General features: G+C 58.6%; 15 protein-coding genes, 2 pseudogenes and 1 riboswitch. Of the genes and pseudogenes, 6 read left to right on the top strand and 11 right to left on the bottom strand.

Annotated features, from left to right (window positions below):
• The 6 genes and pseudogenes from CW267_RS26730 to tenA all read right to left on the bottom strand — a co-directional run.
• Positions 1–224: pseudogene (locus tag CW267_RS26730) on the bottom strand (aspartate aminotransferase family protein); the annotation flags it as partial.
• A gap of 9 nt (positions 225–233) precedes the next feature.
• Entirely contained in the window at positions 234–1,619 is a 1,386-nt protein-coding gene (locus tag CW267_RS26735; protein WP_008804788.1) for a diaminobutyrate--2-oxoglutarate transaminase, read from the bottom strand.
• Between the two features lie 306 nt (positions 1,620–1,925).
• Positions 1,926–2,861, bottom strand: coding sequence for an ABC transporter substrate-binding protein (locus tag CW267_RS26740; protein ID WP_008804789.1), 936 nt, complete (start codon positions 2,859–2,861; stop codon positions 1,926–1,928).
• 24 nt (positions 2,862–2,885) lie between these two features.
• Positions 2,886–3,626, bottom strand: coding sequence for an ABC transporter permease (locus CW267_RS26745; RefSeq protein WP_012968148.1), 741 nt, complete (start codon positions 3,624–3,626; stop codon positions 2,886–2,888).
• Complete coding sequence (locus CW267_RS26750; protein ID WP_064165772.1) at positions 3,623–4,351, bottom strand: ABC transporter ATP-binding protein; 729 nt, start codon at positions 4,349–4,351, stop codon at positions 3,623–3,625. The genes CW267_RS26745 and CW267_RS26750 overlap by 4 nt, the downstream gene beginning before the upstream one ends.
• Positions 4,348–5,043, bottom strand: coding sequence for a thiaminase II (tenA, locus tag CW267_RS26755; protein ID WP_012968150.1), 696 nt, complete (start codon positions 5,041–5,043; stop codon positions 4,348–4,350). Before tenA ends, CW267_RS26750 begins: the two co-directional genes overlap by 4 nt.
• A 68-nt stretch (positions 5,044–5,111) precedes the next feature.
• Positions 5,112–5,213: riboswitch (TPP riboswitch) on the bottom strand.
• Positions 5,214–5,513: 300 nt separating this feature from the next.
• Here tenA and CW267_RS26760 point away from each other — a divergent pair.
• From CW267_RS26760 to CW267_RS26770, 3 genes and pseudogenes are all read left to right on the top strand, one after another.
• Positions 5,514–5,769: pseudogene (locus tag CW267_RS26760) on the top strand (glyceraldehyde-3-phosphate dehydrogenase); the annotation flags it as partial.
• A gap of 18 nt (positions 5,770–5,787) precedes the next feature.
• Positions 5,788–6,732: a hypothetical protein gene (locus tag CW267_RS26765; protein ID WP_012968151.1), complete on the top strand. Its 945-nt coding sequence runs from the start codon at positions 5,788–5,790 to the stop codon at positions 6,730–6,732.
• Positions 6,733–6,797: 65 nt separating this feature from the next.
• On the top strand, positions 6,798–7,904 hold the full coding sequence (locus tag CW267_RS26770) for a DUF4056 domain-containing protein (protein ID WP_023340192.1): 1,107 nt from the start codon (positions 6,798–6,800) through the stop codon (positions 7,902–7,904).
• A 37-nt stretch (positions 7,905–7,941) separates the two neighbouring features.
• Here CW267_RS26770 and CW267_RS26775 read toward each other — a convergent pair whose 3' ends face one another.
• The 3 genes from CW267_RS26775 to CW267_RS26785 all read right to left on the bottom strand — a co-directional run bounded on the left by CW267_RS26775 (position 7,942) and on the right by CW267_RS26785 (position 11,283).
• Positions 7,942–9,114: a Gfo/Idh/MocA family protein gene (locus CW267_RS26775; RefSeq protein ID WP_022065966.1), complete on the bottom strand. Its 1,173-nt coding sequence runs from the start codon at positions 9,112–9,114 to the stop codon at positions 7,942–7,944.
• Positions 9,115–9,127: 13 nt separating this feature from the next.
• Positions 9,128–10,051, bottom strand: coding sequence for a TIM barrel protein (locus tag CW267_RS26780; RefSeq protein ID WP_064166524.1), 924 nt, complete (start codon positions 10,049–10,051; stop codon positions 9,128–9,130).
• A 191-nt stretch (positions 10,052–10,242) separates the two neighbouring features.
• On the bottom strand, positions 10,243–11,283 hold the full coding sequence (locus CW267_RS26785; protein ID WP_023322663.1) for a LacI family DNA-binding transcriptional regulator: 1,041 nt from the start codon (positions 11,281–11,283) through the stop codon (positions 10,243–10,245).
• 397 nt (positions 11,284–11,680) lie between these two features.
• Between CW267_RS26785 and CW267_RS26790 the strand changes: the two genes are divergently transcribed.
• Both CW267_RS26790 and CW267_RS26795 read left to right on the top strand, forming a co-directional pair.
• Positions 11,681–12,937, top strand: coding sequence for a sensor domain-containing diguanylate cyclase (locus tag CW267_RS26790; protein WP_100781003.1), 1,257 nt, complete (start codon positions 11,681–11,683; stop codon positions 12,935–12,937).
• Positions 12,938–13,061: 124 nt separating this feature from the next.
• Positions 13,062–14,003 carry a hypothetical protein gene (locus CW267_RS26795; protein WP_004189966.1) on the top strand — a complete coding sequence of 314 codons (942 nt, stop codon included), beginning with the start codon at positions 13,062–13,064 and terminating at the stop codon, positions 14,001–14,003.
• Between the two features lie 121 nt (positions 14,004–14,124).
• Here CW267_RS26795 and guaD read toward each other — a convergent pair whose 3' ends face one another.
• Together guaD and CW267_RS26805 are read right to left on the bottom strand one after the other, a co-directional pair.
• The gene (gene guaD, locus CW267_RS26800) at positions 14,125–15,435 is read right to left on the bottom strand and encodes a guanine deaminase (RefSeq protein WP_032735669.1); all 1,311 of its coding nucleotides are present in this window, start codon (positions 15,433–15,435) and stop codon (positions 14,125–14,127) included.
• 100 nt (positions 15,436–15,535) lie between these two features.
• Positions 15,536–17,032 carry an NCS1 family nucleobase:cation symporter-1 gene (locus CW267_RS26805; RefSeq protein WP_100781004.1) on the bottom strand — a complete coding sequence of 499 codons (1,497 nt, stop codon included), beginning with the start codon at positions 17,030–17,032 and terminating at the stop codon, positions 15,536–15,538.
• 144 nt (positions 17,033–17,176) lie between these two features.
• Here CW267_RS26805 and CW267_RS26810 point away from each other — a divergent pair.
• The coding region (locus tag CW267_RS26810) for a GntR family transcriptional regulator (RefSeq protein ID WP_133124761.1) at positions 17,177–17,490 on the top strand (314 nt) is incomplete at its 3' end.

Here is a 17,490-nt window from a genome sequence, read left to right on the forward strand (position 1 = left end):
TACTCGATCGCACGATCAATCGCCGCCTGGTTACCCAAACCCTGTTCGTTAAATTCAAGGGAGATACGCTCACGCAGCTCGTCAACGCTTTTCCCCTGATACATCTCAGGTTGCTTCAGCCACTGCACAACGGCCTGGCTGGTCTGCTCGATAACCTGCTGATAGGCTTCAACGCTCTGCGCTGAACCAGCAAGAATCGGATTCAATGTGGACATGGTGGTCACTGACTCCACTCAGACCGGCTTTACGCCGGCGGCCAGCAGGGCCTGTTCAAATTTGTCGAGGAACACATCCAGTTCCGCGTTGCTGATCAGCAGGGACGGCAGCAGACGCAGCACGCAGCCGTGACGACCACCGCGCTCGAGGATCAGGCCCGCTTCGAAGCATTTCTTCTGCAGCAGGGCAGAGAGTTCGCCGTCAGCCGGGTAGCAGCCCATGTGATCCTGCGCTTCGTTCGGCTTGACGATTTCGATACCGATCATCAGACCAAGACCACGTACGTGGCCAATGACCGGGTAGCGCTTCTGCAGCTCGGCCAGTTTGCCTTTCAGCCACTCGCCCTGGGCAGCGACTTTGTCGGCAATCTTGTTGTCGCGCAGGTGACGCAGGGTAGTCAGACCAGTAGCCATCGCCAGCTGGTTGCCGCGGAAGGTGCCGGTGTGGTGACCCGGTTCCCAGGCGTCGAACTGTTTTTTAATGCCCAGCACCGCCAGCGGCAGACCGCCACCGACCGCTTTCGACATCACGATGATGTCCGGCTGGATACCGGCGTGCTCGAAGGCGAAGAATTTACCGGTACGGGCAAAGCCAGCCTGCACTTCATCGACGATCAGCAGAATGCCATGCTCTTCGGTCACTTTGCGGATGCGCTGCAGCCACTCGACCGGCGCCGGGTTCACGCCGCCTTCACCCTGCACGGCTTCGAGGATCACCGCCGCCGGTTTACGGACGCCGCTCTCCACGTCGTTGATCAGGTTTTCGAAGTAGTAGGTCAGGGCTTTCACGCCGGCTTCGCCGCCGATGCCCAGCGGGCAACGATACAGGTGCGGGTAAGGCATGAACTGGACTTCCGGCATCATGCCGTTAACCGCCGCTTTCGGCGACAGGTTGCCAGTGACGGACAGCGCGCCATGGGTCATCCCGTGATAGCCGCCGGAGAAGCTGATCACCGCCGTACGGCCAGTGTATTTTTTCGCCAGTTTCAGCGCGGCTTCCACGGCGTCAGCGCCGGAAGGACCGGTGAACTGCAGGCAATACTCTTTCCCTTCGCCCGGCAGGCAAGAGAGCAGGTATTCGGAGAAACGATCTTTTAACGGGGTAGTCAGATCGAGGGTATGTAACGGCAAGCCGCTGGTAATGACACTTTGGATGCTCTGCAATACATCAGGGTGGTTGTGGCCCAGAGCGAGAGTACCGGCGCCCGCGAGGCAGTCCAGGTACTGTTTGTTATCCGCATCCGTCAGCCACACGCCTTCAGCTTTAGTGATAGCCAGCGGTAACTTACGCGGGTAACTCCTGACATTCGATTCGAATTCGGCCTGACGGGCCAAAAAGGTTTCGTTGTTTGCGTCTAATAAATCGGCACGTAAAGTATCAATACGGACTTTATCCGTCATCATATCACTCCCACAACCAGCATTGCGGTTGAACGCTGGTTGAATAATTGGTCTAAGGAATTGAATTGGCATTCATAAAGCGCGCACAATATATGGCTTTTTAAATCCGCATTCAACGTTTTATTGATTGCGTTATTTTGACGTTATTCTTACCGGGGCAATAATTAACGTAACCTGCTGAATTATAATAGAACAACTGCGTGTCACGATAACCCTTTAAAGTGTAATTATTAGTGAGAAAGTCTCTATATTTTTATTGCCGCTGCGTTAAAACGCTGACGGAATGCCTTCCGTCAGCGATAGCAAGTCTCAATGCAGTTCCACCGCATAATTTGTTAAAGGTGTGACTTTTTTCACCAACTTATTGTTATATAAAAACTGTTCATAAGCTTCGTAGCGCGGTTTATCCAGCGCCGCCGGATCGGTGGCGAACAGCGGCACGGTTTGCAGCCACGCCTGGTGGTTGAGTTCGGTTTTCAGCTCCGGGTGGGCGGCGGCGAACGCCTCCCAGCTCTCCTGGGGATGGGCGCGCAGATAGCTCACACCGGCCTGCAGGGCGGTGAGGAATTTACGGATCTTCGCCTCATGAATCGCGTCGCGATGGGCGACAATCACCAGCTCGTCATAGGCCGGCACGCCGTAATCTTCGACGTTCATCACTACCGGCGTTTTGCCCTGCAGCTTCAGCTCCTGCGCTTCTATATTACGGTAGCCGCCGATAACCGCGTCCACCTGGCCCGCCAGCAGGGCGCTGGTCAGCTGGAAATTGACGTTAACCAGTTTGATACTGGCCGGATCGATCCCCGCGTGTTGCGCCATGGTCGACAGGGTGGCCTGCTCAATGCCGCTGACCGAATAGCCCACCTTCTTACCTTGCAGATCTGCCGGAGTTTTGATCTGCTTGTTGAGAGCGATCACCGTGTTCAGCGGCGAGTTAATCAGGGTCCCGACGCGCACCAGCGGTAACCCTTCGTCAGCGAAGAAGTGCACCTGCGGCTGGTAGGTGATGGCCAGATCCGCCTGACGGGCGGCCACCATGCGGGGAGGCAGCGCGGGATCGGAGGGAGGGACAATCTTGACGTCCAGCCCCTGAGCCTTAAAGGCGCCGATCTGCTCGGCCACCATAATCGGCGCATGGTCGGGGTTAATGTACCAGTCCAGCACCAGCGTCAGCGGTTCATTGGCCAGCGCGTGGCCGCTGACCAGGGCCGTCAGGGTTGCCCCGGCGAAAAGCGACTTTTTCATCTGTTTTCCTTTATTACTTCATCTTTATTCCGGTGACCAGTCGATCAGCCGGTGTAGCAGGGTATCTACCGCCAGCCACAGCAGGAGGGTCAGTAGCACTAAAATAAACAGCGCGGCGAAGCAGATATCGGTTTGCAGCCGCGCATTGGCATTGAGCATGACGTAGCCCAGCCCCTCAGCGGAGCCGACCCATTCGCCGATAATCGCGCCGATGGGCGCCACCGCCGCCGCCATCCGCAGGCCCGAGCCCAGCGCAGGCAGGGCAGCCATCAGGCGGACATGCCGCAGCTGAGCGCCGAAGGAGGCGTTCATGCTGCGCGCCAGATCGAGATACTCCTGGTTGACCCGTCGCAAGCCATCAAAGAAGGCGGAAGTCACTGGAAAGAAAATCACCAGCACGGCCATTGCCACTTTGGCGCTCATGCCAAAGCCCAGCCACAGCACCAGCAGCGGGGCGAGGGCAAAGACCGGGATCGCCTGACTGGTGAGGACCAGCGGCATCAGCCAGCGCTGCAGACGCGGAGAGAGGATCATACCCAGCGCCAGGGTGACACCGAGCGTCACGCCCAGCGCCAGGCCGCTCAGGATCTCACTGAGCGTGATAAGCGTGTGCCAGCCGAGATAGGCGCGATTAACCCACAGCGCCTCGGCGACCGCCATCGGGGAGGGTAAAAGAAAGTGAGGAATGCCGCTGCGGCTGGCCAGACCCCAGAGGATCATTAGGCCGCAGAACACCATACCTCCCCGCCAGAGACGTCCGGTCATGGATGGGCCCTCATCAGTTGCTGCAGCAGGGCGGCCTGGCTAATCAAGAGATCGGGCGCGTCCGGCGCGCGCGGAGGTGTGCCGGCAAGGTGATGGCTGTCATCGATGTCGCCGTCGGCCGCCGAGAGGACCAGCAGGCGGTGGCTCAGCCGGCAGGCCTCCTGCGGATCGTGGGTGATCAGCACCACCGTGCGACCAGCCAGCAGGGTGGCTGCCAGAGTTTGAATGCGCGTGCGGGTGAGGGTATCCAGCGCCGAGAAAGGCTCATCCATCAGCACGATGGGGCGATCCTCATACAGGGTGCGGGCCAGCGCGGCGCGCTGACGCATGCCGCCGGAGAGGGTTGCCGGCCGGGCGTCGGCGCAGGACGAGAGCTCAACCTGATCAAGCAGGGCGGCGACCCGGGCACGATCGACTTTTTCACCGCGCAGCCGCGCGCCGAGGGCGACGTTGTCCCGGACGCTCAGCCAGGGGTAGAGCAGATCTTTCTGCCCCATCCACGCCAGACGGCCCTGAATAGGCTGCCCATCGCTGGCGACCACTTCTCCCCGGGTGGCGGGCGCCAGACCGGCCATCACCCGCAGCAGGCTGGTTTTGCCGGCGCCGCTGGCGCCGAGGAGCGACACCCACTGCCCGCCGGGGACCGTAAACGACAGGTTGTCGAACAACCGACGGTCGCCGAAATGCAGGCTCAGGCCACGGACCTCGATACCCGGCGCCGTCACGCCCGGGTCTCCGCCGTCGCGTTGAGGCCCATCTGCCAGAACTGCGCCTCAAGGCGGGTGGCGGTGGTGAAAATCTCGCTCAGCTCAGTGATCCGGGCCTCGCTCCCGCGCTGCTGCCATACCGTTTCCAGCAGCGCCAGCGCGGCATTGACGCCGTGCAGATAGCCTTCATCGCCATAGTTGCGGATCCACGAGGCGTAGGGGTTATCGTCCAGTCGGGTGGCGGGATGCTGCAGCAGGCCGAGACCGATTTCCGCATAACCGGCCACGCAGGGCATCAGCGCGACCAGCAGATCCAGCGCATCACCCGAGTGGCCAATATCCAGCACGTAGCGGGTATAGTTAATGGTTTCCGGCGCTTCAGGCTGGGTAGCCATCTCCTGCTCGCTAATGCCCCACTGAGCGCAGTAACCGACGTGCAGCGGCAGTTCGTTGAGGATGGCGTTCATTGAGGCGGCCGCGGCCCGCATCTCCGGCAGCGTGCGCAGTTTACTCACCAGCAGCGCATAGCTGCGGGCAAAGTGGATCAGAAACAGATAATCCTGGGTCAGGTAGCGACGAAATGCGCTTTCCGCCAGGGTGCCCTCGGCAAGCTGCTGGACGAAAGGATGCGCCACATAGTGCTGCCAGTCAGCGGCGGCCAGCTGGCGTAAACGGCCATAAAGACCATGGCTAAACGCGGGAATTATCACAGGACCTCCAGATATTCAGGGGAGATCCGGGCGTGCAGGGGTGTGAACAGGCAATGGCGGTAATGCAGGCAAAATTGCCGACCCGTCCCTTCGCTGGCATGACCCAGATCAGGTTCAAAGGGTTCGGCTTGCGCCATCTCAGCCCTCACGGGACACCCCTCGGTAGCGCTATGTTATACGATATTCACCTTTTGAATACAATCACCGCGCTGCCCTGTATCGCGATGGCATTTTTCTGTGATAGCCAGCACTTTTTCGTTTAAAAATACCCGAAAAACAGGCGACTGCGCGTTGGTGAGCATTATTCTCATACGTTATATTTTCATTACCCCGTCGCGTTAATACTGTTCGTGAGGCGTGTCGTGCGTCCCCAAAGCCCCGGAGTAAGCATGAAATTCCTGTTGTCCGCACTGGCGGTCGCGGGCCATTAATCAGTCATTCATCCACCATGATAACCCTTTGATGTCCCTATTTCGCGCTACCGCTATCAGGGCGACGACGTGGTCACGGCGCAAACCTCCCTGGGCCTTCACCCCGCGCTGGATCCTGCAGGGATTCGTTGGCGCGGGGTGCGCGGCGCGCACGCCAGCGGAACAGTCAGAGGTGGCATGGGGGGCCGGTTTTCGTTACCTGATTGCACGGCAGTACGGTTTGCGTACCGGGATTGACGTGGCGTTCAGTGAGCATGAGCAGGCGGTCTATTGCAATGTCGGTTCGGGTTTATAACTACACATGAGAATAACAATGAGAGCATCCGGAACGGTGTTAACGCTGCTGTTGGCGGCCTGTGGCGCGTCGGCCGCGGAGCAGAGCGAGAGCGACAGCTATTTTCCGATATGGGGCGATGAGGCACGCGCCCGGGGGTATTCGATCCCGTTACCCTACGGCGTCAACCTGAGCTATATGAATATCCGTCAGGATATCATGGTCGACAGTATTACCTTTTCCGGGCTTAAGCTGGGCAACCATCCCATTCCCAGCGATATGTTCGCCATCGATGCCGGGCACACCCGCGAGAAGAGCAAAACCGAAAACCTGCGCCTCGATATGTGGGTCTTTCCGTTTCTCAACGTTTACGGGCTGGTGGGGCATACCCGCGGGTCGTCTGTCTCCCAGGTCTCCGTGGATTCGGATCCTTCGCAGTTTCGCGGTCTGGATCGGGTGATCGCCGGCGCGGTTCACCAGCTTTATCAGAGCGGAAAACTGCAGAATATTGATTTTACGCTTGATTTCAAAGGAACCACCTGGGGAACCGGCTTTACGCTCGCCGGGGGATACGGCAATTGGTTCGGGTTAGTAGACACTAACTACACCCGTACCGATTTCGATATTCTCGACGGCAGCATCTCGGCGGTCACCGTCTCGCCGCGCGTCGGCTACCGCTTCAGTTTTCAGGGGATCGACGGGCCGTCCCACCTCAGCCTGTGGGTCGGGAGCATGTATCAGGACGTGCAGCAGGAGTTTAAAGGCGATCTGGCCGACCTGCATATGCCGCCAGAGCTTCAGCCCCTGATTGCCGCAGTCAATAAAGACGGCGAGGGGAAATTCGACGTCAAGCAGAAGCTAACCTCACCCTGGAATATGCTGATTGGCGCCCAGTATGAAGTCACCAAAAACTTTAACGTGCTGACTGAATTTGGTTTTAACGAGCGCAATAGCTTCTTTGTCTCCGGTGAATACCGTTTTTAACTAAAACTGCTGGCGCCATCTGCCGGTAAGATGCGCGCTCTTTTGTTGTTGTGGAGAGGCTGTTGATGCGTAAAGCCTTATGGCTGTTGTTTGCACTGTCGCTGCCGGCGCTGGCGCAGGATCCGGTGCTGCCCGCTGTGACGGCGATCCATCCGGTGCCCACCCTGGGTGAGCTGCCGCCGCCGGAGTCGCTGCGACCGTGCTGCGCTTTTGGTTACGACCTGCACGTGCGCGCGGTGGGCATCCCGATCCCGGTATACCAGATTGGCAATGTGCTGACCCTGGATACGCTGGGCAAGCACCATTACAACGATAGCGCGTTCGGGGCGGTGAAAAACCTGCTGGGGCTCAGCGAGGAGCAGAACGGGCTCATCTATACCCGTCGCGGCGGGTTTATTGATATCGCCCATGTGCGCGATACGGCGGACTACACCTTCTATCTGTTCAATCGTATTGCGCCGACGCTGGGCCAGGCGGGGCGGATCTTCTACAGTGAAGAGCTGGGCGTACGCCGCGTTCAGCTGAATGCCTTTACGCCGCCGGCGGGCGTCAGGCAGCGCTATCAGCTGGCCGCCTGGCTGGCGGGTCATCTGGCCTTCGAAATTGCCCAATGGCATGAGATTGCCCAGTGGTATGGCTTCCAGTCGGTCCCCGGGTTTTCTGAGGAGATCTCCGCTTTTTCGCCGGAGGATCTCTACTCCAATTTACTCGGCGCCAGGCTGGCGATTAACGTGATCCTCAGCGGCCACGGTGGTTCGCTGGAAGACTATAACCAGGCCATGGATACGGCGCTGAAACAGGCGCTGACCCGACTGATGGTGGCGACGAGAGGGGAGACGGAAGCGATGTTTCAGCGGATCGACGGCGACTGGTGGAACAGTCACCGGCGGGTGCCGGATAAGTTTCTGGTGCTGAAACGTAACTACGATCTGCAGGAAAATCGGCTGCCGACGCCGGTCCCTTTCGAAACCCTGCCGCCGTATCGCCTGACCATGCCGGAGCAGGTTGGGGGGTTCCGCTTACGCGACCTCGGCGAACTGCAGATCTACCCAGGGCATGATATGCAGGCGCTGCCGGTTCCCGCGCAATACTATGGCGCCGGCGCGTTCCAGGCGCTGGCGGATAGCGCACGTGAGGCGGATAAGACCCAGCTGGCACGAATTGAAAAATAGCCATAAAGGCTCAGGGCGAGCGCCCTGAGCCAGTGAGTTAGCGGAAGTCGACCCAGCAGGCGCCGTTGTCGGCAGACCGTACGCAGTTTTCCACCCAGCGCACGCCGAACGCGCCGGCGCGAGCGTCCGGATACCAGAAGTCGGCCAGCAGCGCTTCGTCGCGACGGTCGGCGGCATCCATGGCGATGGCGAAACGGCGATAGAGATTCGACCATGCCTCAAACAGTCCCTCCGGATGGCCGCCGCCGATGCGGTCATCCTGACGCGCCAGCGGATCGAGATAGTCCATGCCGCGCTCGAGGATACGCACCGGCTCGCCCTGGATTTCATAGCGCAGCTGGTTGGGCTGTTCATCCCACCATTCGAGACTGGCTTTTTCACCGACGATACGCACCTTTTGTCCGTGCATGGAGCCGCAGTTAACGGCGGAGCTCCACAGCGAGCCAACGGCGCCGTTGTCATACTCCATCAGCACATGGGCGTTATCTTCCAGCGGCGCGCGGCTTTTGACGAAGCTTTGTCTGGCGCACATCAGCCGGGTGATGTTCAGCTGCGGAGCCATGGTTTCAACCAGAAACAGTGGATGAGTGGCCAGGTCGCCCAGAACATAGCTGGGGCCGACAAAGCGAGGATCGACCCGCCAACGCGTACTGGCGTTTTCCAGCTCCACGGGCTGGGCGTGAAAACCGTGGGCAAACTGCATATTGACGATACGGATGTCGCCCAGCAGCCCGTCGGCGATCATCTGTCGGGCCTGCAGGATCAGCTGGTGGCCGGCATAGCCGTAGGTCACCCCGATGATCTTGTGCTGCCGCTGGCTGAGCGCCACCAGTTCGTCTGCTTCCTCGCTGCTGAAGCACAGCGGCTTTTCGCACACCACGTGCAGCCCAGCCTCCAGCGCTGCCCGGCAGATGGCATAATGGGTGTTATTTGGCGTGGCAATCGACACCGCCTGAATGCCGTCCGGACGCTCCGCCTCGCCGCGGAACAGGCTCTGGTAGTCGGCGTAACAGCGCTCGGGATCCACCCCCAGCTGTTGGCCGAACTGGCGTCCGCGCTCGGCATCAATATCAAAGGCGCCGGCCAGCAGCGTAAAGGTATTATCACGCAGCGCCGCTGAGCGGTGAATATAGCCGATCTGGCTGCTACCGCCGCCGCCGACCATGCCCCAGCGCAGAGTGCGATCGAGAGGTTTTAAACCGTTAATCATGTTGCGTCTCCTGTCAGAATCCCACGTCGCGCAGATAGCGCAGACTTTCCGTGACCGCCTGCAGGCTGCCTGCGGCATGGCGCGGGTCGCGCTCTTGTTCAATGGTTATCCAGCCCTGATATCCTCGGCGGGCGAGAAAGTGTTTGATGGCCGGATAGTCAATGGCGCCGCTGCCGAGCGGGCACATTACCCCTTCGGCACAGGCGGTGAAAAAGTCGATGCCCTCGGCGAGGGCGCGCTGGTAAACCTGCGGATCCACATCCTTGAAGTGCAGGTAGTCGAGTCGTGCGTAATAGCGATCCAGCCAGTCGAGCGGATCCATACCGGCGTAGTAGAGATGCCCGGTATCCAGACACAATCCCGCGACGTCGTGTGGAATATCGTTCGCCAGCCGCTCGATTTCATCCGCAAATTCGATGCAGCCCCCGGCGTGGGGATGGATAACCGCCCGCACACCGTACTCCTGCCAGGCGAGGGTGCTGAGGGCGGTAATGTGCGCCATCATGCGCTGCCAGTCTTTGTCATCGAGTCGCGGAGCCAGCGCGCCGCGCCCGGCAAAGCGCGCCCGTTCAGGGTTGCCGAAATCAATAATTACCAGGTAAGGCGGCTGAACAGGATGCCCTGGCGTGGGTTCGGCGGCCGGAACCTGCGACAGATTGCGGCAGATCTGATGGGTCAGCGCCACCAGGGTGGGGAAATGGGCCTCACTGACCAGATCGTCAAAGATCGTACCGGCCACCAGCGACAACTGATGCTGCTCCAGCGCCGCGCGCAGGCTGGCCGGGTCGGTGGGCAGGTAGCCCCAGGGCCCCAGCTCAATGCTGCGATAGCCGGCCTGCGCCGCCTCCTTCAGCACGGTAGCCCAGGCGGGAAGGTCAGGGTTTTTCGGGTCATCCACGCCCCAGCTGCAGGGGGCATTGGCGATTGAGAGTGTCATGTTGGCTTCCTTTTTACACAGGGGATGCCGCTGAGTATTGAATAAATATTTCATTCTCAACAATGATGGAATGATGATTTTTTGATGGCCATCATGCTTTGTATTGATGGTGTTTTTGATAGTTTTTTATCAAATTGAGGGCGGGCGCGGTCTGCCCGTTAACTGACCCCGGCGGCGGCGGGGCCGGGAGTTTACATATTTTCTTTGGTGATGATATCGAAAGGCTGAGGGAGAGAAATCACCTCGCTCGGCGAGCGCGAAACCGCGTCCGTTATGGTGCGTAGCGTGGCGGCGGCAAACGCATCCAGCCGGTGGTTAAGCATGATGTCGATGGTGCCATCGATCAGGGCCAGTTCACTGTCGTTTAGCGGGCCGTGACAGACCAGGGTGATCGCCTGCTGACGGCCGCTGTCGCGCAGCGCCTCGACAATGCCTTCGACGCCGCCGCAGGGGGCATAGATTGCCTGCAGGGCCGGGTACTGACTCAGCATCTGCTCCGTCACGCTCCTGGCGATATCCGCCCGTTCATGGCTGCGAACCGGCTCCAGGATCTGCTGCCCCATGCCTTGTTCACGCAGGCAGGAGCGGAAGCTGATCTCACAGCTTTCCTGACAGGTAAAACGATTGTCGCCAATGATAATGCCAATTTCGCCATTACCCCGACATAAGCGCTCAATAAACCAGGCCGCAGTGCGCCCGGCTTTTTGATTATCGAGGCCGATATATCCGCTGCGCTGAGGGACCGACAGATCCGAAAGCAGGGTGAACACGCGAACGCCACGGGCGGCAGCCCGGGCCACCGCGTGGCGAATCAGCGGGTGGTCCAGCGCCACCAGGCCTAACACGTCCACTTCGTCACTTAGCCGGTGAATGGCCTGAGCCATCGCTTCCACCGCATCGATGGCAAAATGCAGTATCACCGGCACCTGGCCCGCCGGTAGCCATGGGGCGGCCTCTCGCGTCAGCGCCTGGGCCAGCGGCAGGTAGAAGGAGTGGGTCTCCTGCAGCAGAATAAACCCCATTCTGACCGTGACCGGCGCTTTCCCCGCCGCCAGGCGATAGTGGGGCTGCTCGAGGGTAAACCCCAGTCGTCGTGCCGCCTCCAGTACGCTCAATGCCGTGGACTCCTTCACCGCCGCACGCTTGTTGAGCACCCGGTCGACGGTGGCAATACCGACGTTGGCTTCACGTGCGATATCGGCAAGCGTGATTTTAGTAGCGGATTTTTTCACTATGATGGCCGTTTGTGATGAGAGTTATGATAGAAACTATCACGATTAGTCTGGGCATAAAAGCCGCAATGCGGGCATCCTGGACAAAGCCAATACGCAGCCAACGGGCGAAAAGACCGATAGACACACTCTGTGATCAAAAGCGACTACCAGTTCTGGTATTGCTGCTATGCTGTTGAAATAGAATTAATAAAAAAGACATTATCGCATCCAGACGGTTAAACCACGCGCAAAGTCGCCTCGGGTGGGCGTCGCTGCGTGCAGAACCGACTATACTTGCCGCGCACGCGCGTCATTAAGGCTATTCGGTTTCTTTGTTATCACTTTATACCAGCGTCAGGGACGCATATCGTTATGTGTCGCTTCTGCGCCGGGAATTGGTCGGTTTGGGGCCTGTATGTTATTAAAAGAACTGGCTGTTTTTGATGTATTAAGCACCCCGATATGGGTAGTCCATCCTTTTACTGAAAGTGTGGTCTATGCCAATCCGGCTTCCCGGACATTGAGCGGCGATATGTCGCTGAAGGAGATGCGTAACGGTATCTATTCGACCTGTCCTGAAACGCAGTTACAACATTATCTTCGCTATCTCGATACGATGACCGAGATATTTGAAGTCTGGACGTTACAGACGGGCAAGGGCCTGCAGTCGGTATATTGTAAAACCACCCTGGTCGACACCGACGACAGCGGTACCTTATTGCTGTTTGAAGCCGTGAAGCTGCTGGCGCAAAATCAATCCATTCATACCGGCTCCCGCCGTTATCAGCGACGCAACAATGGTTTTTTTGCCCGTTTTTTTATGACCAATACCGCGCCGATGCTATTGTTCGATCCCAGTAAGGATGGTCGAATTGTCGATGCCAATATTGCGGCGCTGCGTTTTTATCATTATTCCGATGAGGAAATGCGCAATAAACATACCTGGCAAATTAATACCCTTGGTCGGGACGTGATCCCCATCATGAATAATATTGCCAATATGCCTGGCGGGCATAAACCGCTTAATTTTACGCATATTTTAGCCGACGGTACGCTGCGCCATGTCCAAACCTACGCCGGGCCCGTAGTGCTTTATAATATTCGACTGATGCTATGCATTATTCACGATATCACCGAAGAAGTGCATCTGAAAAAAGAGCTGGAATTCTCTGCCGCCCACGATCCGCTCACCGGATTGCTTAATCGCCGTGAATTTTATCGCCTCGTCGAGGCGCCGTCATTTATCGCGCAAGGCTTTTGTCTGCTGTTAATCGATATCGATCATTTCAAGAGCATTAATGATATTCACGGTCATCAAAAAGGGGATGAAGTCCTGCTGGTGATCTCCCGCATTCTGGAAACGTCGGTGGATCGCGAAGATAAAATTTATCGCTGGGGGGGAGAAGAGTTTCTGCTCTTTTTACCCCATTCGCCGATAGCGCGCGCCCTGATACTGGCGGAAGGGATCCGCCAGGCGGTCAGCGAGTATCAGACGCTGTCGGTGACGGTGAGCATCGGCGTGGCCGAACACCATGACGGGGAAGCGATTGATCAGCTTTTTTCCCGCGTCGATAAAGCGCTGTATGTGGCCAAAAATGGTGGGCGCAACCGGGTCTCGCGCCTGCCGTTTGAAAATGTGGAACTGCTGCATAGCCGCGGAGGCGCGGCCTGACCAGCCCGATGCTTTTTCTCCCCGCCGGACGCGCAGGCTGACTCATCGACTATACTGAGTGAACGCCAGCCTGCTGATTTAGGTGGCAATATTGTTAGCCTGTCGCTGAGGTGGCAAACGACATATGGTGCGTCTTTTCGTTCTCCTGTCGGTACTTTCGCTTTCCGCGCCAGCGACGCTGGCGGCGAACGGCCACGCCATCAAACAGCGTGCCGATGCCGTATTGACTCTGATGAGCTATACCGTCGTCCCTGACGTGACCGCCAGCGATCTCAACATTGGTTCCGGCAGCAACGACAAACATAATCTGGCCATCACCCAGTTTGGCGGCGGGGCAACCCTCAGCGAGTCGTTTCCTCTGTACCTTGAAGGTACGATGGGTTACAGCCGTTACGACCCGCGCTTTGTGGTCAGCAATGGCGAACAGACGCGGAATGTGCCGACCAAATGGAACAGTCTGACCACCACCGGCGGCGTCGGTTGGGATTTTTCGCTGCACCGGGACAGCCTCGGAGGCAACCTGGTGCTGCGGCCGATCGTCAATGTGATGCTCGGTACCCTGGCCAGCGATGCGCGTATTGGCAGCTGGGCAATTGAGCGAAAAACCAACGCCGATCTGCAATTTCTCGACGGCGGTCGGTTCAACGCCTGGGGGCTGGGCGGGGCACTGATGCTGGATTACGAACGCTTCTCTGCCACCCAGGATATTGATGCCGAACTGCGTTACTCCTATATGCATCTGCAAAGTTTCGGCAGTAGCGCCGAGGTGGTGCAGGGCGAGGCCAGCGCGGAGAATCTCGGCCTGTATCTGCGCCGCCGCGCGCCGATAGCCGACTGGACGCTGCTGGGCAACCCGCTGCGTTATGTGCTGGAGGGGGCGCATACTGAATTTCTCGGCGAGCAGCGAGGGGCGCTGGGCTTTACCGGTTTGACCTCCCTGGGGGTTGGCCTCGAGCTGGACAGCAGTAAATACCCGGTCTTTATCACCCGCACCCGACTGGTGGCGCGCTATATGTTCGGCAATAACACCACGGGCTATGGCGTAGGCCTGGCAATGAGTTTTTGATTACCCAAATTCTGGTGCCAGGCAATTCAAAGGCCCTCCGGGAGAGGGCCTGGAGGCGTGCCAGCGTCGCAACGATGACCGAACGGTTCCCTCTCCCTTTGGGAGAGGGCCAGGGTGAGGGTCAATCCTGACACCACACCCGCTCGCCATTCACCCACGTCTCGCTGATATTGCGTTCATCTCCCAGGGTCATCAGCACGAACAACTGCTCATAAATGTCATGGCAGCGGCCTGTGCGCAGACGATGCAGCGGGGTGACCGCCGGGTCAATCACCACAAAATCTGCCTCTTTGCCCGGCTGAAAATTGCCAATTTTATCCTCCAGCCGCAGGGCGCGCGCCCCGCCGAGGGTGGCGTGATAGAAGGCCTCGCTGGCGCGCAGGCGATAGCTTTGCAGTTGTCCTACCTTGTAGGCCTCGCCCAGCGTCCGAAGCATGCTGAAGGTGGTGCCAGCCCCGACGTCGCTGCCAATGCCCATCCGCACCTGGTGCTGCCAGCAGGCGGGCAGGCGGAACAGTCCGCTGCCGAGAAACAGATTCGAGGTCGGACAGAAGGCGACGGCGGACCCGGTGTCATGCAGGCACTGCCACTCGGCATCATCGAGATGGATCCCGTGAGCAAACACGCTGCGTTCGCCAGTGAGCTGATAGTGATGATAGACATCCAGATAGCGCGCATGCTCAGGCCACAGCTGTTTAACCCAGGCGATCTCCTCGCGGTTTTCACTGAGATGTGTCTGCAGCCAGGTGTCGGGAAACTCAGTCCGCAGGCGCTGCACGGCCTCCAGCAACGCCGGTGTCGAGGTAGGGGCAAAGCGCGGGGTGATGGCATAGCCCAGCCTCCCGCGCTGATGCCAGCGGAGGATCAACTCACGGGTCTGCTCGTAGCTCTCACCGGCGGTTTCGCACAGATAATCTGGCACATGGCGATCCATCATCACTTTGCCGGCGATCAGCCGCATATTCAGACGCAGCGCCTCGCTGAACAGCGCCTCGGCCGAAGCCGGGTGCAGGGTACAAAACACCAGCGCGGTGGTGGTGCCGTGGCTAATCAACTGGTTAACAAAAAACTGCGCTATCTCCTGCGCATAATCCGCATCGGCAAACTGACTCTCCACCGGGAAGGTGTAGGTGGTGAGCCACTCCAGCAGCTGTTCACCAAAGGCGCCGATCATCTCCGTCTGCGGATAGTGAATGTGGGTATCGACAAACCCGGGCAGCAGCAGCTTGCCTCGCTGGTCGACATAGCCCTTCAGCGGATGCAGAAAGGCTTCACCCTCCTGCCATGGCAGCAGCGCGATAATTTTCCCGTCCCGCAAGAACAACAGGCCATCATCGAGATAACGGGCCTGAGCAGCCACCTCATCCGGGGTCTCTGCCACGCCGGCAATATCAAAAAATGCACCGCGTACCGCGGTCTGGTAATCCATCATCGAACCTGCCTTCTCTTAACGCCTGGGAATAGTGATAAACAGCAAGATTGGTGCCAGTTTTCAGCCTGCCGCGGCCAGACGCCGCGGCAGGTGGGGAGGGTTACTCTTTTTGCGCTACCGCGCCGGAATGAAAGGCTGCGGTCGCCTGTGCTTCACGCTCGTCGCGGGCCAACCAGCGGTAGAGGGTGGCGCCGAGGAAGACCCCGATAAACCAGCTAAAGTTCGCCACTTCATGCAGGGCCGGAATAAAGCTGATGATCAGCCCCAGGCCCACCGACGGCAGCAGGGCGGCAATCGCTTTCGGGTTAAAGCCGTTGCGGTACCAGTATTTGCCCTTCGGCGTATCGTCAAACAGATCGTCCACCGACACCCGGCCGCGTTTGATCAGGTAGAAGTCGGCGATCAGAATGCCAAACAGCGGGCCAATAAAGGCGCCCAGTACGTCGAGGGTATAGTGGATCAGCTCCGGCGAGTTAAACAGATTCCACGGCGTCAGAAGTATCGATCCCACCGCGGCAATCATCCCGCCGGTACGGAAGCTGATTTTCTGTGGCGCGCAGTTGGAAAAATCGAAGGCCGGAGAGACGAAGTTAGCCACGATATTAATGCCGATGGTGGCGGTAATCATGGTCAGCAGGCCAATGGCCACCGCCAGATCGTTACCCACGCGGCTGACGGTTTCGATCGGGTCAGTGATCATTTTGCCGAACAGCGACTGGGTGCCGGAGACAATCACCACGGTGACCACCGAGAACAGCAGGAAGTTAAACGGCAGACCCCAGCGGTTACCGCGGCGGATCTCGCCCATGCTTTTGCCGTAGCGGGAAAAGTCACCGAAGTTAAGCAGCGGCCCGGAGAAGTAGGAGACGACCAGCGCCGTGGCGGTGATCATCTGCCAGGTCTGCTCGCCGGCGCTCAGGGATTTGCTGGTGAGGGTAAAGGAGATCCCATCCAGACCGGTCTTGTATACAATCCAGCCGGCCAGCGCCAGCATCACCACATAAACCGCCGGACCGGCGATATCGATAAAGCGTTTGATGGCGTTCATGCCATGCCAGAACACCATCGCCTGCAGCAGCCACATGGTGGCGAAGCACAGCCAGCCGAGCGTTGACAGCCCGAGAAAGCTGCTGTTGGTCAGCGAGGCAAGGGAGGGCCAGAACTTGAGCAGAACCAGCATCAGGGCATTCGCCGCCAGATAGGTTTGAATACCGTACCAGGCGAACGCGATCAGCCCGCGGATCACCGCCGGGATATTGGCGCCAAAGACGCCAAACGCCTGACGGCAGATAACGGCGTATGGCACCCCGGCCATCTGGCTCGGCTTCGCCACCAGGTTAGCGCACAGCTGCACAATACAGATGCCGACCAGCAGGCAGAGCAGAACCTGCCAGCTGGCCAGTCCAAGCGTAAAGAAGCTCGCCGCTACTACGTAGCCGCCCATGCTGTGCACGTCCGACATCCAGAATGAAAAAATATTGTACCAGCTCCAGTTCTGGTCGCGGGTGGGCGCCAGATCCTCATTACATAGCCGCGGACTGTAGCTGGCGGCCGCCTCGTGAGTCTTCTTCTGCTGCGTGTGGGATGAATGTGGCATGAAACCTGCTCCTCTGAATGAAAACCCTTTGAAATGGATTGCTGAGGCTATTGCAGGATCCAGGCCAGAATGATGAATATTGTATACAAAAAATAAATTTTATGTATACGATCTGCTATCGATAAGTGAAACCGGAGTGGGTTAATGAATAATGAACATCGTCTCCAGGCCGCGCCAGCGCTGCAGGACAAGGACGAAAGCATTTACCAGGCGCTGATGACGGCCATCGTCGAACATCAGTTGCCTCCGGGCAGCAAACTGCCGGAAGAGGCGCTGGCGGAGGTGTTCGCCGTGAGTCGCACCGGCATCAGAAAGGTGCTGCAACGACTCGCCGCTGTGCAACTGGTCACCTTAACGCCCAAACGTGGTGCACACGTCACCAGCCCGAGCGTGGAAGAGTCCCAGGCGATCTTTCGTACCCGGGCGCTGCTTGAGGTCGCTAATCTGCCGGATGTGAT

It is taken from the genome of Klebsiella sp. X1-16S-Nf21 (assembly GCF_002837615.1).
Classification (GTDB): Bacteria; Pseudomonadota; Gammaproteobacteria; order Enterobacterales; family Enterobacteriaceae; genus Klebsiella; species Klebsiella variicola.

What these genes read in the sequence shown, in the direction of transcription:
- CW267_RS26805 (WP_100781004.1), bottom strand. Translation starts at nt 17,032, where the DNA reads ATGCCACATTCATCCCACACGCAGCAGAAGAAGACTCACGAGGCGGCC.
- CW267_RS26765 (WP_012968151.1), top strand. Translation starts at nt 5,788, where the DNA reads ATGAGAGCATCCGGAACGGTGTTAACGCTGCTGTTGGCGGCCTGTGGC.
- CW267_RS26790 (WP_100781003.1), top strand. Translation starts at nt 11,681, where the DNA reads ATGTTATTAAAAGAACTGGCTGTTTTTGATGTATTAAGCACCCCGATA.
- CW267_RS26795 (WP_004189966.1), top strand. Translation starts at nt 13,062, where the DNA reads ATGGTGCGTCTTTTCGTTCTCCTGTCGGTACTTTCGCTTTCCGCGCCA.
- CW267_RS26745 (WP_012968148.1), bottom strand. Translation starts at nt 3,626, where the DNA reads ATGACCGGACGTCTCTGGCGGGGAGGTATGGTGTTCTGCGGCCTAATG.
- guaD (WP_032735669.1), bottom strand. Translation starts at nt 15,435, where the DNA reads ATGATGGATTACCAGACCGCGGTACGCGGTGCATTTTTTGATATTGCC.
- CW267_RS26770 (WP_023340192.1), top strand. Translation starts at nt 6,798, where the DNA reads ATGCGTAAAGCCTTATGGCTGTTGTTTGCACTGTCGCTGCCGGCGCTG.
- CW267_RS26740 (WP_008804789.1), bottom strand. Translation starts at nt 2,861, where the DNA reads ATGAAAAAGTCGCTTTTCGCCGGGGCAACCCTGACGGCCCTGGTCAGC.
- CW267_RS26780 (WP_064166524.1), bottom strand. Translation starts at nt 10,051, where the DNA reads ATGACACTCTCAATCGCCAATGCCCCCTGCAGCTGGGGCGTGGATGAC.
- CW267_RS26775 (WP_022065966.1), bottom strand. Translation starts at nt 9,114, where the DNA reads ATGATTAACGGTTTAAAACCTCTCGATCGCACTCTGCGCTGGGGCATG.
- CW267_RS26735 (WP_008804788.1), bottom strand. Translation starts at nt 1,619, where the DNA reads ATGATGACGGATAAAGTCCGTATTGATACTTTACGTGCCGATTTATTA.